General features: G+C 47.0%; 13 protein-coding genes, 3 tRNA genes, 1 other RNA gene, 1 pseudogene and 1 other annotated feature. Of the genes and pseudogenes, 3 read left to right on the top strand and 15 right to left on the bottom strand.

Features of this window, described 5'->3' with window-relative positions:
• Positions 1–236 precede the first annotated feature (236 nt).
• The 6 genes from B4C70_RS14310 to tadA form a co-directional block, all read right to left on the bottom strand.
• Positions 237–455 carry a YaaL family protein gene (locus tag B4C70_RS14310; protein ID WP_050679042.1) on the bottom strand — a complete coding sequence of 73 codons (219 nt, stop codon included), beginning with the start codon at positions 453–455 and terminating at the stop codon, positions 237–239.
• Positions 452–1,051, bottom strand: a complete 600-nt coding sequence (gene recR / locus B4C70_RS14305) for a recombination mediator RecR (protein ID WP_290780538.1) — start codon at positions 1,049–1,051, stop codon at positions 452–454. Before recR ends, B4C70_RS14310 begins: the two co-directional genes overlap by 4 nt.
• Before the next feature lie 18 nt (positions 1,052–1,069).
• Positions 1,070–1,390, bottom strand: coding sequence for a YbaB/EbfC family nucleoid-associated protein (locus B4C70_RS14300; RefSeq protein WP_023469881.1), 321 nt, complete (start codon positions 1,388–1,390; stop codon positions 1,070–1,072).
• Between the two features lie 18 nt (positions 1,391–1,408).
• Complete coding sequence (gene dnaX, locus B4C70_RS14295) at positions 1,409–3,094, bottom strand: DNA polymerase III subunit gamma/tau (RefSeq protein WP_290780535.1); 1,686 nt, start codon at positions 3,092–3,094, stop codon at positions 1,409–1,411.
• 95 nt (positions 3,095–3,189) lie between these two features.
• Positions 3,190–3,456, bottom strand: an RNA gene (gene ffs / locus B4C70_RS14290) — signal recognition particle sRNA large type.
• A gap of 48 nt (positions 3,457–3,504) precedes the next feature.
• A complete protein-coding gene (gene tadA / locus B4C70_RS14285) occupies positions 3,505–4,011 on the bottom strand; it encodes a tRNA adenosine(34) deaminase TadA (RefSeq protein ID WP_290780532.1) in 507 nt (168 codons plus the stop codon).
• A gap of 108 nt (positions 4,012–4,119) precedes the next feature.
• Between tadA and B4C70_RS14280 the strand changes: the two genes are divergently transcribed.
• Both B4C70_RS14280 and B4C70_RS14275 read left to right on the top strand, forming a co-directional pair.
• Complete coding sequence (locus B4C70_RS14280) at positions 4,120–4,749, top strand: deoxynucleoside kinase (protein WP_290780529.1); 630 nt, start codon at positions 4,120–4,122, stop codon at positions 4,747–4,749.
• On the top strand, positions 4,746–5,423 hold the full coding sequence (locus B4C70_RS14275) for a deoxynucleoside kinase (RefSeq protein ID WP_029343036.1): 678 nt from the start codon (positions 4,746–4,748) through the stop codon (positions 5,421–5,423). Before B4C70_RS14280 ends, B4C70_RS14275 begins: the two co-directional genes overlap by 4 nt.
• Positions 5,424–5,495: 72 nt before the next feature.
• Here B4C70_RS14275 and B4C70_RS14270 read toward each other — a convergent pair whose 3' ends face one another.
• The 8 genes and pseudogenes from B4C70_RS14270 to pdxS all read right to left on the bottom strand — a co-directional run bounded on the left by B4C70_RS14270 (position 5,496) and on the right by pdxS (position 10,893).
• Positions 5,496–5,960 (bottom strand): DinB family protein, encoded by a 465-nt coding sequence (locus tag B4C70_RS14270; protein ID WP_290780526.1) that lies wholly within the window; start codon positions 5,958–5,960, stop codon positions 5,496–5,498.
• A 102-nt stretch (positions 5,961–6,062) separates the two neighbouring features.
• Positions 6,063–6,152: transfer RNA gene (locus B4C70_RS14265), tRNA-Ser, on the bottom strand.
• 35 nt (positions 6,153–6,187) lie between these two features.
• Positions 6,188–6,278 (bottom strand) — tRNA-Ser (locus tag B4C70_RS14260).
• Positions 6,279–6,317: 39 nt separating this feature from the next.
• Positions 6,318–6,408, bottom strand: a tRNA-Ser gene (locus B4C70_RS14255).
• A 137-nt stretch (positions 6,409–6,545) separates the two neighbouring features.
• The gene (gene serS, locus B4C70_RS14250) at positions 6,546–7,823 is read right to left on the bottom strand and encodes a serine--tRNA ligase (protein ID WP_290780523.1); all 1,278 of its coding nucleotides are present in this window, start codon (positions 7,821–7,823) and stop codon (positions 6,546–6,548) included.
• Positions 7,824–7,884: 61 nt separating this feature from the next.
• Positions 7,885–8,092 (bottom strand) — a binding site (T-box leader).
• Positions 8,093–8,104: 12 nt separating this feature from the next.
• Positions 8,105–9,340: a D-alanyl-D-alanine carboxypeptidase family protein gene (locus tag B4C70_RS14245; protein ID WP_290780520.1), complete on the bottom strand. Its 1,236-nt coding sequence runs from the start codon at positions 9,338–9,340 to the stop codon at positions 8,105–8,107.
• A gap of 91 nt (positions 9,341–9,431) precedes the next feature.
• A complete protein-coding gene (gene pdxT, locus B4C70_RS14240) occupies positions 9,432–10,010 on the bottom strand; it encodes a pyridoxal 5'-phosphate synthase glutaminase subunit PdxT (protein WP_064299183.1) in 579 nt (192 codons plus the stop codon).
• Positions 10,004–10,893, bottom strand: a pseudogene (pdxS, locus tag B4C70_RS14235) (pyridoxal 5'-phosphate synthase lyase subunit PdxS). Before pdxS ends, pdxT begins: the two are co-directional and overlap by 7 nt.
• A 116-nt stretch (positions 10,894–11,009) precedes the next feature.
• Here pdxS and B4C70_RS14230 point away from each other — a divergent pair.
• A complete protein-coding gene (locus B4C70_RS14230) occupies positions 11,010–12,413 on the top strand; it encodes a PLP-dependent aminotransferase family protein (RefSeq protein WP_290780517.1) in 1,404 nt (467 codons plus the stop codon).
• A gap of 44 nt (positions 12,414–12,457) precedes the next feature.
• On the opposite strand, the gene guaB is transcribed toward B4C70_RS14230, so the two are convergent.
• Positions 12,458–13,924: an IMP dehydrogenase gene (gene guaB, locus B4C70_RS14225; RefSeq protein ID WP_029343029.1), complete on the bottom strand. Its 1,467-nt coding sequence runs from the start codon at positions 13,922–13,924 to the stop codon at positions 12,458–12,460.
• Positions 13,925–14,055: the final 131 nt, after the last annotated feature.

Here is a 14,055-nt window from a genome sequence, read left to right as displayed (position 1 = left end):
GTTCAGTTTTCAAAGTTCGTCCGCGCCTGTTTTGGCGACTCAATTAGAATACCAAGTCTGAAACAAGAAGTCAACAACTTTTTTGAAATTGTTTTTTACTTGTTTGCCGTAAGCGCTCGTCCTCTTAAGGACATGAATTAATATATCACGATAATTAGACATGTGCAACTACTTTATTAAAATAACTTATAGTTTTTTTAGAGCATGTAAAAACCGCAGACAAGAATGGCTGCGGTTTACTTCATCATCAATGAGACGCGTCTTCTTTTTGCTTCGCTTATATAGAAGAAATACAGTGATTCCGCTAACTTCATTTGTGCTTCTAAATCACCATAGTCATCATAGCTGATCTCTAAGAGATGACGCTTCATCAAATAATCTTCTTTTGCTTTTGCTAATTCTTCTAACAAACGCTCGTCGTACTCACTGCGAATCTTCTTTCGAAACCAACTCATAGTTCGCGACGTCCCTCCATTGCACGAGATAACGTCACTTCATCTGCGTATTCAAGATCTCCACCAACCGGAAGACCATGAGCGATCCGAGTGATCCGAATACCCGTCGGTTTTAAGAGACGCGATAGATACATCGCCGTCGCTTCTCCTTCGATATTCGGATTGGTTGCTAAGATGACTTCCGTAATCGCTTCGTCCGCTTGAAGACGTGTCAGTAGACTAGATACATTGATATCCTCTGGACCGATTCCTTCCATTGGACTGATCGCTCCATGTAAGACATGGTACAACCCTTGGTAATCTCGCATCTTTTCCATTGCAATGACATCCCTTGAATCTTGGACGACACAGACGATCGTACGGTTTCGGTGTTTATCTGTACATACATAACAAGGATCTTGATCCGTGATATTCCCGCAGACACTACAGTAGGCAATGTCGCGCTTCGCACTGACCAATGCCTTTCCGAACATCAAGACATCGTCCTCTTCCATATCAAGAACATGAAACGCTAGACGAACTGCTGTCTTCGGACCAATCCCAGGTAGTTTCATAAAACTTTCGATCAAACGACTAATCGCTTCAGGATATTGCAAGTGGTTTCCTCCTACGAATTAAAACATTCCCGGCAGATTCATACCTTGTGTGAATTTCCCCATTTTACTTGCTACGAGTTCATCGACCTTCTTCAAAGCATCGTTCGTTGCAGCCAAGACGAGATCTTGAATCATTTCAACGTCATCTGGATCAACGACTTCTTCTTTAATGATGACATCTACGATATTTTTATGACCATCTGCGACGACTGAGACCATTTCGCCGCCTGCTGTACCTGTCACTGTTAAGTCTTTTAGTTCTTCTTGTGCTTTCGCCATATCCTTTTGCATCTTCTGCATCTGTTTCATCATATTGTTCATGTTTCCCATTCCGCGCATCTGTATTCCTCCTCGAATTTAATCTTCGAACTCTACGATATCACCAAAACGACCAAGCGTCTCGGACAATAACTGATCGCTCTCCGATTCTTGTTTTGTTTCCTTCTCTTCTATACTACTACTATTTCGCTTAGCAACAAACTCTGCCTTCAGTTCATGCCAATCCTTTGAGAGAATCGCTAAAATTTCGCGTTTGACGCCACATACTTCATACAATGCTTCTTCAATCACGAAACGTGTTCGTTCATTCGTCATGACCTGCTCAAAGTGCCATCCTTTACCGTCATCGAATTCAATCAGCAACGTATCCGCTGAACAAAGAACCGGTTTACTCTCATGGAGTAACGAGTAGATGGGGCCATCTTCTTTTAAAATCCATTTTAAGATGTGATCCCAGCGTTCTTGAATCTCGCGCAATTGCGCTTTCTCTGCTCGCTCTAGCATTTGGCGAATCCGCTCTTTGGCGATTCGAACGGTTGGTCGTCCTTGTTTCCGCTTCGGTTGCGCTTGTGGTGCAACCGCTTCTTGTGCTGGAACACCATTTGACTTCCACTGGTGCATCTGTTCTTTCATTTCGCGGACTTCCTGTTGCAACGATTGGACGATCTGTCCCGTCGTTCTCCCTTGTTCCGCGATTTGAATGAAGGCAATCTCAACGAGTACTCGCGGATGATTCGTCAATCGCATCTGTTGTTGGCAGTCATGTAACTGATCAATGATCGTAAAACACGTCTCCGCTTCAATCGATTCAACGAATTGTTTGAACTCATCCGTCGGGCGCGCACGCTCTAGCAAGTCGACAGCTGTAGGAGAGGCTTTCAACAACAACGTGTCCCGGTAAAAGAAGACGAGATCCTCCACGAAACGTTTTAGATCTTTTCCCGCTCGTTGCATCGTCTCAAGCGTCTGTAACAACTGATCGACTTGATGTTCATGTAAGGCACGGGCAATATTCAATAACGCTTCATCTTCTACTGCCCCTGTTACTTCAAGAACAGCCGCATCGTTCAAATCACCGTTCGAAAAAGCAACCGCTTGGTCGAGTAGACTCAGCGCATCACGCATACCACCATCCGCCGCTCGGGCGATCAATCGTAATGCCGTATCCGAATACTCGATCGATTGATCTTTTAAGATATATTGCATCCGCTCTACGAGTTGATCGACTTCATGCCGCTTCACATCGAAACGTTGGCAACGCGAGATGATCGTCGCCGGAATTTTATGTGGTTCAGTCGTTGCTAAGATGAAGATGGCGTGCGCCGGCGGTTCTTCTAATGTTTTGAGCAAGGCATTAAAGGCACCTGTCGACAACATATGCACTTCATCAATGATATAGACTTTATAGGCTGCTTCTGAAGGGGGATATTTGACTTTATCCCGGATTTCCCGAATCTCATCTACGCCGTTATTGGAAGCCGCATCGATTTCGAAGACGTCTGGGCTTGATCCTTCCGTGATCGCAAGACACGTCGGGCACGTATTACACGGTTCTTTGACCGGTGCATGCTCACAGTTGATCGCTTTAGCGATGATTTTGGCAAGACTCGTCTTTCCTGTTCCGCGAGGACCCGAAAATAGATAGGCGTGGGACATCCGTCCCTCCATCAATGCATTTTGGATCGTACGGGTGATATGCGCTTGTCCAACGACTTCGTCGAATCGTTGCGGACGGTACACGCGGTATAGTGCTTGATAGGCCAAGTTTGCGCCTCCTCTTTTTAAGTTCCTCATTCTATTTTACCTAAAAAAGTCTACAACCGAAACCGGCTGTAGACTTGTCTTTAAAAATTAAACTGCCGCGCACCATATTCTGAAATATGTTCAACATGCGTTACTCACGCAGCCTGCTCAGTCCAAGCACCCCTACAACACACAGAGAGCACCACTTAAGGCTGCTTCCTTCCGGACCTGACCTGGTTCATGGGTATCTGTTGCGTAGGACTCAAACGTCAACGCTACTTACGTGAGGCAGACCACACCAATCATATCCCTCGACATGGAATTCAGTCTCGCTATAGCGGATTGCGAGTGACAGGGAACCGCTACATCCCCACCTAGCACGGCAAATGGTTTATCGATTTTTAGTGGCACCTTGTTTCAGTGCTTTTTCATTATACTGTTTCATCTGGTGTGATGCAACCCATTGCCCACTTTCGTGCTTTCTTTTTCGCACGTAGTTCCCGAAAGAACGTCGTTAGCATCTCCCCACACTCTTTTTCTAATATACCGCTCGTCAGCTCTGAGACATGATTGAACCGATCGTCTTGCACCAGGTTCATCAGTGTTCCACAACATCCACCTTTCGGATCAACGGCACCAAAGATGACATGTCCGATTCGTGACAGCATGATGGCCCCTGCACACATCGGACACGGTTCGAGTGTCACGTATAACTCGCATCCTTCCAGTCGCCAATTACCGAGTTTTCGGCACGCTTCCTCAATCGCGATCAACTCGGCATGTGCCGTCGCTTGTTGATCCGTTTCCCGGTGATTGTAGCCCGTCGCGATGACTTCATCGTCTTTGACGATGACACATCCGATCGGAACTTCACCGATCGCTTCTGCCTTTTTCGCCTCTTCGATCGCAAGGCGCATATAGTGTTCCTGTCGTTCCATCGATGATACTCCTCACTCTAAAAAAATTCTCCTTTTGAAACTTCAGCAAGTCGTACTTCTTTGTGCTAAAATATAAATTGCACTTTGCTGAACGGAGGGTCATTGTATATGTTCATAACGGTTGAAGGACCGATTGGTGTAGGCAAAACATCACTTGCGAACGCCATCAGTCACCATTTCTCTTTTTCTATGTTACGCGAAATCGTCGAAGAAAATCCCTTTCTTGGAAAGTTCTATGAAGATATCGAAGAATGGAGCTTCCAGACGGAAATGTTCTTCTTGTGCAATCGCTTCAAACAACTCGATGATATCGAACGTCATTACCTCAGTAAACAACGCTCTGTCGTTGCTGATTACCATATCTTTAAGAACTTGATTTTTGCACACCGCTCTCTGAAGGTAGAGCATCTTGAGAAGTACGAACAAATCTATTCGATCCTGACGACAGACATGCCGAAACCGGATGCTGTCATCTACTTGAACGCAAGCATCGACACCTTGATGAAACGTGTTGCGCTGCGCGGACGAGAAATCGAAGAAAACATGTCACGTGCCTATCTCGAACAATTAGCCGAGGATTACGAGACATTCGTCACGGAATACCAATCCAAACATCCGGAAGTCAAAATCATCCGTTTCGACGGGGATGCACTCGACTTCGTCAAGCGGCCGGAAGATCTCGAGTACGTCTTGACGACGATCCGGAACGAATTATATGAAGGAGCGAACCACGCATGAACTTGAAGCTACGCGAACAATACAACATCCCGGCAGATGCCGTCATTACGATCGGCGGTATGGTCGGGATCGGTAAATCAACGATCACAAACGGATTAGCAGATGCCCTTGGTTTCCGGACGTCACTCGAAAAAGTCGATACGAACCCTTACTTGGATAAATTCTATCATGATTTCGAACGTTGGAGCTTCCACCTCCAAATCTATTTCCTCGCTGAACGCTTCAAGGAGCAAAAGCGGATTTTCCAATACGGTGGTGGTTTCATCCAAGATCGTTCGATCTATGAAGATACAGGGATCTTTGCTAAGATGCATTTCGAAAAAGGAACGATGTCTCCAACAGATTACGAGACATATTCAAGTTTGTTTGACGCAATGGTCATGACACCATTCTTCCCGCATCCGGATCTTTTGATCTATCTTGAAGGTTCGTTCGAACAAGTACTAGAACGAATTCGTCTTCGCGGACGTGAGATGGAGCAACAGACACCAATCGAATATTGGGAAGAGATGTACGAGCGCTATACGAACTGGATCAATAACTTCACGATCTGCCCGGTACTTCGTTTGTCGATCGACGAATACGACTTACTGAACGAGCCAGAATCCATCGACCGGATTCTCGCGAAGATTGAAAAGCAGCTTGAAGTTGCTCGCATTGCCAATACACGCTAACTGATCAGATCTGCCTCTTAGGCGGATCTTTTTTGCGCAAAAAAAGGAGACGCGTGTCGCATCTCCCTCGCATTAACCAATTACTTGATTGATTTGTTCCATATGGTGTAGATCATGTTGAGCCATTGCTCCGAGGAACTGACCGATCGTCAGTTCTTTGTCTTTAATGACGACCTTGTCTTGCAGGCGTTCTTCCGGAATCAATTCGACTGCACGGCGCAACAAGTCACGGCTGACTAAAAACTCATCGATCGTCAAGATCCGTTGCTGCTCACGGCTCATCTTCGCCGCTTCTTCATTGACGGCTTGGCTATCTGGTGCGACACGGAATGGTTCACACGCGAGCAAGTACGGGATGCGCTCTGCGACCATGAAGCGATCCCATGGTGATAAGTGACCGATGATCTCAGCAATCGTCCATTTACCTTCTGCATACGATGTTCGCCATGCCTCTTCTGAAATCTGTTCTAAGTCTTTTACATATGTCATCGTCATCGCATAATGCGAAAGCAACGATTCTTTTGTTTGTTCGTTCATTTCGTCCACCTCTTCTTCGTTTTTCACGTAGGCAACCATAGCACGCACGAAGAAATCGATGCAACAAAAAAGCACCTCAGAATTGAGATGCTTTATAAAAAGCGGAGTCGGTGGGATTCGAACCCACGCGAGCCTTGCGACCCCTAACGGATTTCGAGTCCGTCCCCTTCAGCCGGACTTGGGTACGACTCCATGATTATATTTATTTTTGGGTAAAAAAAAAGAAGTGGAGGAGGCGGTGGGATTCGAACCCACGCACGGCTTTCGCCGCCTGACGGTTTTCAAGACCGTTCTCTTAAACCACTTGAGTACGCCTCCAAGCTATAAAACGTGCATGTCGTTGTCAAAAAATAAAAATGGAGGAGGCGGTGGGATTCGAACCCACGCACGGCTTTCGCCGCCTGACGGTTTTCAAGACCGTTCTCTTAAACCACTTGAGTACGCCTCCGTACTTCTTACCAGATCAATGATGACCTGTCTGTTTTCCTGACATTAATTATGATAGCATCTGCCTTTTAACGTGTAAAGACCTTTTCTAAAAAAACTTTTTAAAATACAGAAAGGGGGATTACTCCCCCTTCTGACTTAAGCTTGGATCACTTCAAGACCACCCATGTATGGACGAAGCACTTCTGGAATAACAACTGATCCATCCGCTTGCTGGTAGTTCTCTAAGATTGCAGCAACTGTCCGACCGACTGCAAGGGCAGAACCGTTTAACGTGTGAACGAATTCTGGTTTTGCGTTCGCTTCGCGGCGGAAACGAATCTGTGCCCGGCGTGCTTGGAAATCTTCAAAGTTTGAACAAGAAGAGATTTCACGGTAGACGCCTTGGCTTGGCATCCAGACTTCGATGTCGTATTTCTTCGCAGCCGTGAATCCGAGATCAGCTGTACACATGCTCAATACTTGATACGGCAGTTTCAGCTTTTTCAAGACCATCTCTGCTTGTCCTGTTAACAATTCAAGCTGCTCGTAAGATTCTTCTGGTTTGACGAAACGAACGAGTTCAACTTTATTGAATTGGTGCTGACGGATCAAACCGCGTGTATCGCGTCCGGCAGAACCAGCTTCTGAACGGAAACATTGGCTGTACGCCGCATAGCCGATCGGTAACTGATCTGCTGTTAGGATTTCTTCACGGTGCATGTTCGTCACCGGAACTTCTGCTGTCGGTACGAGGAAGTAGTTCGTCTCTTCGATCTTAAAGGCATCCTCTTCGAACTTCGGCAATTGTCCTGTTCCTGTCATAGAGTCACGGTTGACCATGAGTGGTGGCAAGATTTCTGTGTAGCCGTGCTGATCTTGATGGAGATCCATCATGAAGTTAATCAATGCCCGCTCAAGACGTGCACCCGCTCCGCGGTAAAAGACGAAACGGCTACCTGTTACTTTTCCAGCACGCTCGACATCGACGATTTTTAATTGCTCCATCAAATCCCAGTGTGGGACCGCTTCGAAGTCAAACGCTGGTTTGTCACCGACTTCACGTAAGACGACGTTATCGTCTTCAGAAGAACCGACCGGTACGCTGTCATGTGGAATGTTTGGAATACCGAGGAGAAGTTGGTTCAATGTCGCTTCGACATCACGTAACTCGTCGTCAAGCGTCTTGATCTCATCTCCGACACTACGCATCGCAGCGATCGCTTCGTCCGCGTTTTCCTTATTGCGCTTGAGTTCAGCGATTTTTTTCGTTGCTTCATTTCGTTCTGCTTTCAACACTTCTGTCCGCGCAATCAGTTCTCGGCGTTTCTCATCAAGTGCGAGGAAACGGTTCATGTCCGTCAAGTCCTCTCCTCGGTGCGCTAACTTTTCTTGAATGGCGTCAAAATCTTGGCGTAATCGTTTAATATCAATCATCTGTAATTCCTCCTTTATGTCATAAAAAAAGGCGACTCGTCTCTTTCCGGTATTTCTACCGAAAAGGGACGAATCACCTGGATCCGCGTTGCCACCCTCATTGCTAGACACATCTAGCCAACTTAAGACGCGATAACGGGCGTACCCGCACCTTGTTCGCAAGGTGTGCGATCCGGCTCGATTCAATCCATCGATCTGACTAGTTCACACCACCCACTAGCTCTCTTAACAGTATCGATACATCTACTTGGTCCGTTCATAGCATCTTTATGAGATTAGTCTTACTTTACACCATCGCCTTGGAAGTTGACAAGAGTCGATTGTTGAATCGCTTGTTCAATTTGCTTCGACCACGCTGTCCAAGCGCGGACGAGGCGTGTCGGAACACTCGCAAGTGGAACAGCAGTTGCGCTATACAAATTCACGCGGGGTGTCTCAAATCCTGGTAGATAGATCCCTTCGTCCGCGACCTGCACCGCACCGACGACTTCTTGTTTCGTCACAGGAGCCGTTGTTTTTGAGAAGTCGAACCGTGGTTCCCGCGTCTTCGCTTGTTTTAAGACCGTGACATATAACGAACCGTCCGTGACGACGTCTAGCTTTCGGACGGTTGCCCCTTTAATCGGAAGAACGTCTTTGATCCGTTCGCCTTTTCCGTAATACGTCAATGGCTCAAACGTCGCAAAACCATAGTCGAGTAATTTTTTCGTTTCCTTGAAACGGGCTTGATCGGAATCCGTTCGCATCACGACCGTGACAAGCGTCATATTATCCCGCGTCGTCACACTAGCGAAGCAATAACCGGCTAAATCAGTCGTTCCGGTCTTCATCCCCCGCATGCCGGCATATGCGAATTTTTCCTTCGTCAGCATCTTATTCGAGTTATTTAAGACCTCTCCATCAAGTTTCATCTGTGTTTTGTTCGTCACATCCAGTGCATCCGGGTAATCCTTGATGTAGCGAATGACGAGTAATGCGATATCGGTCGCTGTCATCAAATTCGTTCCTGGAAGGGTCGCATCGACAGCATCTAGACCAGAGGCATTCGCATACTCCGTGTCGTTCATCCCGAACTGTTTTGCTGTCTCATTCATCTTTTCAACGAACGCCGCTTCTGAACCGGCGACAGTTTCGGCTAGCATGACCGCTGCATCATTGGCCGATTTGATGAACGCCGCATTATACATCTCGCGAACCGTGTATGTTTTATCTTTAACTGGAACACGCGCGATTCCGGACGTCTTCGCAAGCTTTAACACTTTTGCACTCGGCGTGATTTTTTGATCCCACGTCAGTTTTTTTAATTCGATTTGTCGTCTGACGAGGTAGAGCGTCATCAGCTTCGTCATCGAAGCAGGGGGCAACGAAACATCCGCTTCCGATTGAAGGAGGATTTTCCCTGTGACCGCATCGGCCATTATGTAAGACTCTGCTTGAATCGAAGGTGCTGCTTGTCCCGCTGTAGGAAATCCTACGACTAGGAGCACACTTAAACAGAGTAGTAAAATTCGTTTCATCGTGTCTCTCCTTCACTCAATCATTCGTTTTACGAATAGTGTAGCACAAAAGAAGCACCTGACAGTAGAACCTATCAGATGCTTCCACGCTTTATGAACGGACGGACTGCCGCTGTTTGATTTTTTGTAAAAAATAGCGGTGCAAGCGATCGTCCTCTGTCAATTCAGGGTGAAACGAACACGCGAGGTGTAATGATGTCTCGACGGCAACGATCTGGTCTTCAACTTTCGCAATCACTCGTGTTCCTTCCCCGACAGACAGAATTAATGGCGCTCGAATGAACACTGCTTCGATTGGTTCCTCAATTCCTTCAACCGGTAGCAATCCTTCGAATGAATCGATTTGTCGACCGAAGGCATTTCGACGGACCGTCATCGAAATCGCGTTGAGATGACTTTGTCCTGCTTCGACAGCGGTTGCGAGTAAAATCATTCCGGCACATGTTCCGAACATCGGTAACGTCGTCGCTTTTTCCCGAAGCGGTTCCAGTAATTCATAGCGTTCGATCAATCGACGCATCGCGGTCGATTCGCCTCCTGGTAAGACGAGTCCATCGAGTCCATCGAGATCGCTCACTTGTTTGACGAGAACGACATCGACACCAAGACCTTCAAGCTGCTGTCGATGTTCACGGACCGCTCCTTGAACATCCAGAATACCGATTACCATCCGCGTGTCGCCATCCGTTCCTCAAACGGCATCGATGTGACATCGATTCCTTTCATTGCTGTTCCGAGTCCTTTGGATAAAGACGCGATCCGTTCAAAATCATCTTTATACGTAACGGCTTCGACAATCGCCCGAGCGACACGTTCTGGGTGTTCTGATTTAAAGATCCCTGATCCGACGAAGACACCGTCTGCCCCTAGGTGCATCATGAGTGCGGCATCAGCTGGTGTCGCGACTCCCCCGGCTGCAAAGTTCACGACCGGTAGACGTCCCTGTGTCCGAATATCACGTAATACTTCGTACGGAGCACCCCATTCTTTCGCAAATGTCATCAATTCATCTGGACTGACATGTAAAATCTGATTCAATTGTGCTTGAATTTGTCGCATATGGCGAACAGCTTCGACGACGTTCCCAGTCCCAGGTTCGCCTTTCGTCCGAATCATCGCGGCTCCTTCTGCGATGCGACGAGCGGCTTCCCCAAGATCACGTGCGCCACAGACGAACGGCACGGTGAACTCTGACTTCAGTAAATGATATTGTTCATCTGCCGGAGTCAGGACCTCACTCTCATCGATGAAATCGACCCCCATCGATTCGAGAACACGTGCTTCGACGATATGACCAATCCGGCATTTTGCCATGACGGGAATCGAGACCGCTCCGAGTATACTTCTTCCGTAATCAACGGATCCGCCATTCGTGCGACGCCTCCGTCACGACGAATATCAGATGGAACACGTTCAAGTGCCATGACTGCAACAGCACCTGCTGCTTCCGCAATCTTCGCTTGTTCCGCATTGACGACGTCCATGATGACGCCACCCTTTTGCATTTCAGCCATTCCACGTTTGACACGATCCGTTCCTTGTTGACGTTCCATATCCATTCCCCCTTGGTTGACTTTCACTCCTTTAGTATACGGAACGTTGACACTTTTAAAAGTATCAGTTTATGATGATTTCAACAGGTCAGTTTAAGAAGAAGGAGTCAGACGAGATGGACATGCTATCATTTCAACTCACGCGCAATCAGGAAAAACCACTTTATGAACAGCTTTATCAACAGATCCGAAATGAAATCATTGCCGGTCGTTTAGCATACGGCACGAAATTACCATCCAAACGAAAACTCGGTCAATTTTTGAACTTAAGTCAAACGACGATTGAGCTTGCTTACCAACAACTCGTCGCAGAAGGATATGTCGAATCCATCTCACGTAAAGGGTACTTCGTTCTTGCCTATGAGGAACTCGCTTACGTCAAAACCTCACCCGTCATCGAACCACGTGTGACTAAAGAAAAACCGATCATCACGTATGATTTTCATCCAAGTAAGATTGAAGGGATCTCTTTCCCATTTGCCCGTTGGCGAAAGTATGCCAAAGATATCATCGATACCGATCACCACCCACTTGTCTCACTCGGTCATCCGCAAGGAGATCTAGCACTACGCGAAGAGATTGCGACCTATCTTTATCATTCCCGTGGTGTCGTCTGTTCTCCTGAACAAATCGTCGTCGGTTCAGGTGTCGAGCAATTGTTGCCGCTCGTCCTCTTCTTACTGGGACGCGACGTCACGTATGGTATCGAGGATCCCGGTTATCATACGACACGCCTCTTACTTGAAAATCATGAACGCATGATTGAACCGATTCGTGTTGATGCGAATGGATTACGAATCGATCAATTACAGGAATCAAACGTCGATGTCATGTATATCACACCAGCACATCAATTTCCGTCCGGTAGCATCTTATCCGTCAACCGAAGACATCAGTTATTAAACTGGGCGGCGATGGATCCGACCCGTTTTATCATCGAAGACGACTACGATAGCGAATTCCGCTACAGCGGTAAATCGATTCCGTCTTTGCACAACATGGACAGCAATCGTGTCATTTACATGAGTACTTTCTCAAAATCACTCATGCCTTCCCTACGGATTGGTTATATGGTCTTACCCGAAGTCTTACGCGCACGGTATCAAACAGAACTATCACACTATACCTGTAGTGTCTCGCGCTTCGATCAAACGATCTTGACGCGCTTCATGAAAGAGGGCGACTTTGAACGACATCTCAATCGGATGCGTAAAGTCTATCGTCGCAAGCTCGACGTCTTAATCCAATCACTTCGCCGGATTCCTGCCTTACGATTGACCGGCGAAAGTGCGGGGCTCCATGTCGTTGTTTCCGTAGCGAACGGGATGACGGAGCAGGAGCTAGTAAGGCGGGCACAACAGCAAGGCATCCAAGTATATGGTCTTTCTCAATACGCCCAGTTACCGCTTCTCTCTGATACGCCTCAAATCGTCCTTGGATTTGCGAGTCTCACTGAGCAAGAGTTGACGGAAGGATTACGATTATTGATGGACGCATGGGACTTGCGTAAATCATCATGAAAAAAGCCTCGCCTTTCTCTACTAGAGAAAGACGAGGCTTTTGTTTACTGACGTGTATAGTTCGATGCTTCTTTTGTAATTTGAATATCGTGCGGGTGGCTCTCTTGCAAACCAGCACCCGTCATACGGATGAACTGTGTCTCTTCACGCAATTCTTCTAACGTTGCAGCACCACAGTATCCCATACCTGAACGAATACCACCAACGAGTTGGTACACCGAATCGCCGAGTTTACCACGGTAAGCGACACGTCCTTCGATTCCTTCTGGAACGAACTTCTTGTCTGCTTCTTGGAAGTAACGATCTTGGCTACCGCGTTTCATCGATGCTTCAGAACCCATACCACGGTACGTTTTGAATTGACGTCCTTGATAGATTTCCATCTCACCTGGGCTCTCTTCTACTCCTGCAAGTAAGCTTCCGAGCATGACAGCGTGACCGCCAGCAGCAAGTGCTTTTACGATATCTCCAGAATACTTGATGCCACCGTCAGCGATGATCGAGACACCATGTTTCCGTGCTTCTGTCGCACAATCGAAGACGGCTGTGATTTGTGGTACACCGACGCCTGCGACAACACGTGTCGTACAAATCGAACCAGGTCCGATACCAACTTTGATGACAGATGCACCGGCTTCAATCAAATCGCGTGTTGCTTCTGCCGTCGCAACGTTACCCGCAATGATTGGTAAGTTTGGATATTCTTCACGAAGTTCACGTACTTTGAGAAGAACACCTTCTGAGTGACCGTGTGCCGTATCGACGACGAGTGCATCGACACCTGCATCGACAAGGAACTTCGCGCGCGTCGAAGCGTCTTTCGTTACGCCGACAGCTGCTGCGACGAGTAAACGTCCGAACTGATCTTTCGCAGCATGTGGATACTGTTCGACTTTTTCGATATCCTTTGTCGTGATTAACCCTTTTAATACACCGTTCTCATCAACGAGTGGTAACTTTTCGATGCGATGTTTGTGGAGAATCTGCTCTGCTTCAGCAAGGGACGTACCAACTTTTGCTGTCACGAGTTCTTCTGTCGTCATCACCGTTTCAATGACAGTCGAGTAATCCTTGACGAAACGAAGATCACGGTTCGTCAAAATCCCTACTAATTTACGCTCTGTTTCGTTATTAACGATTGGAACACCAGAGATGCGGTACTTACTCATCAAATACTCAGCATCGTAGACTTGACGCTCTGGCGTTAAATAGAACGGATTCGTGATGACACCATTTTCAGAACGTTTGACGCGATCGACATGTTCTGCTTGTTCTTCCATTGACATATTCTTATGAATGACACCAAGACCACCTTGACGTGCCATTGCGATTGCCATCGGTGCTTCTGTGACGGTATCCATCCCAGCACTGATCAACGGAATATTAAGTGTGATCCCTTCACATAGCGTGACAGATAAATCAACGTCGCGCGGCAAGACACTCGAACGACGGGGTACGAGTAAGACGTCATCAAACGTCAAACCCTCTTTAGCAAATTTGTTCTCCCACATGTTATCCACTCGCTTTCTCTTTTATAAAAGAATATTGATGTTATGGTAACAAGCAGAGGGTGTCATGTCAATGACTCGACCAATAATCAGAACAGTCTGAAGTTTCACATAACACAAAAAGACCGACCTGC

Origin of the sequence: Exiguobacterium sp. UBA5002, from assembly GCF_002396765.1 — a bacterium.
In the GTDB taxonomy this organism is placed as follows: Bacteria; Bacillota; Bacilli; order Exiguobacteriales; family Exiguobacteriaceae; genus Exiguobacterium_A.
This window is presented reverse-complemented; position numbering and strand designations above follow the sequence as displayed.

What these genes read in the sequence shown, in the direction of transcription:
- B4C70_RS14230 (WP_290780517.1), top strand. Translation starts at nt 11,010, where the DNA reads ATGGACATGCTATCATTTCAACTCACGCGCAATCAGGAAAAACCACTT.
- serS (WP_290780523.1), bottom strand. Translation starts at nt 7,823, where the DNA reads ATGATTGATATTAAACGATTACGCCAAGATTTTGACGCCATTCAAGAA.
- B4C70_RS14300 (WP_023469881.1), bottom strand. Translation starts at nt 1,390, where the DNA reads ATGCGCGGAATGGGAAACATGAACAATATGATGAAACAGATGCAGAAG.
- pdxT (WP_064299183.1), bottom strand. Translation starts at nt 10,010, where the DNA reads ATGGTAATCGGTATTCTGGATGTTCAAGGAGCGGTCCGTGAACATCGA.
- B4C70_RS14275 (WP_029343036.1), top strand. Translation starts at nt 4,746, where the DNA reads ATGAACTTGAAGCTACGCGAACAATACAACATCCCGGCAGATGCCGTC.
- B4C70_RS14245 (WP_290780520.1), bottom strand. Translation starts at nt 9,340, where the DNA reads ATGAAACGAATTTTACTACTCTGTTTAAGTGTGCTCCTAGTCGTAGGA.
- guaB (WP_029343029.1), bottom strand. Translation starts at nt 13,924, where the DNA reads ATGTGGGAGAACAAATTTGCTAAAGAGGGTTTGACGTTTGATGACGTC.
- B4C70_RS14280 (WP_290780529.1), top strand. Translation starts at nt 4,120, where the DNA reads ATGTTCATAACGGTTGAAGGACCGATTGGTGTAGGCAAAACATCACTT.
- tadA (WP_290780532.1), bottom strand. Translation starts at nt 4,011, where the DNA reads ATGGAACGACAGGAACACTATATGCGCCTTGCGATCGAAGAGGCGAAA.
- B4C70_RS14310 (WP_050679042.1), bottom strand. Translation starts at nt 455, where the DNA reads ATGAGTTGGTTTCGAAAGAAGATTCGCAGTGAGTACGACGAGCGTTTG.
- B4C70_RS14270 (WP_290780526.1), bottom strand. Translation starts at nt 5,960, where the DNA reads ATGAACGAACAAACAAAAGAATCGTTGCTTTCGCATTATGCGATGACG.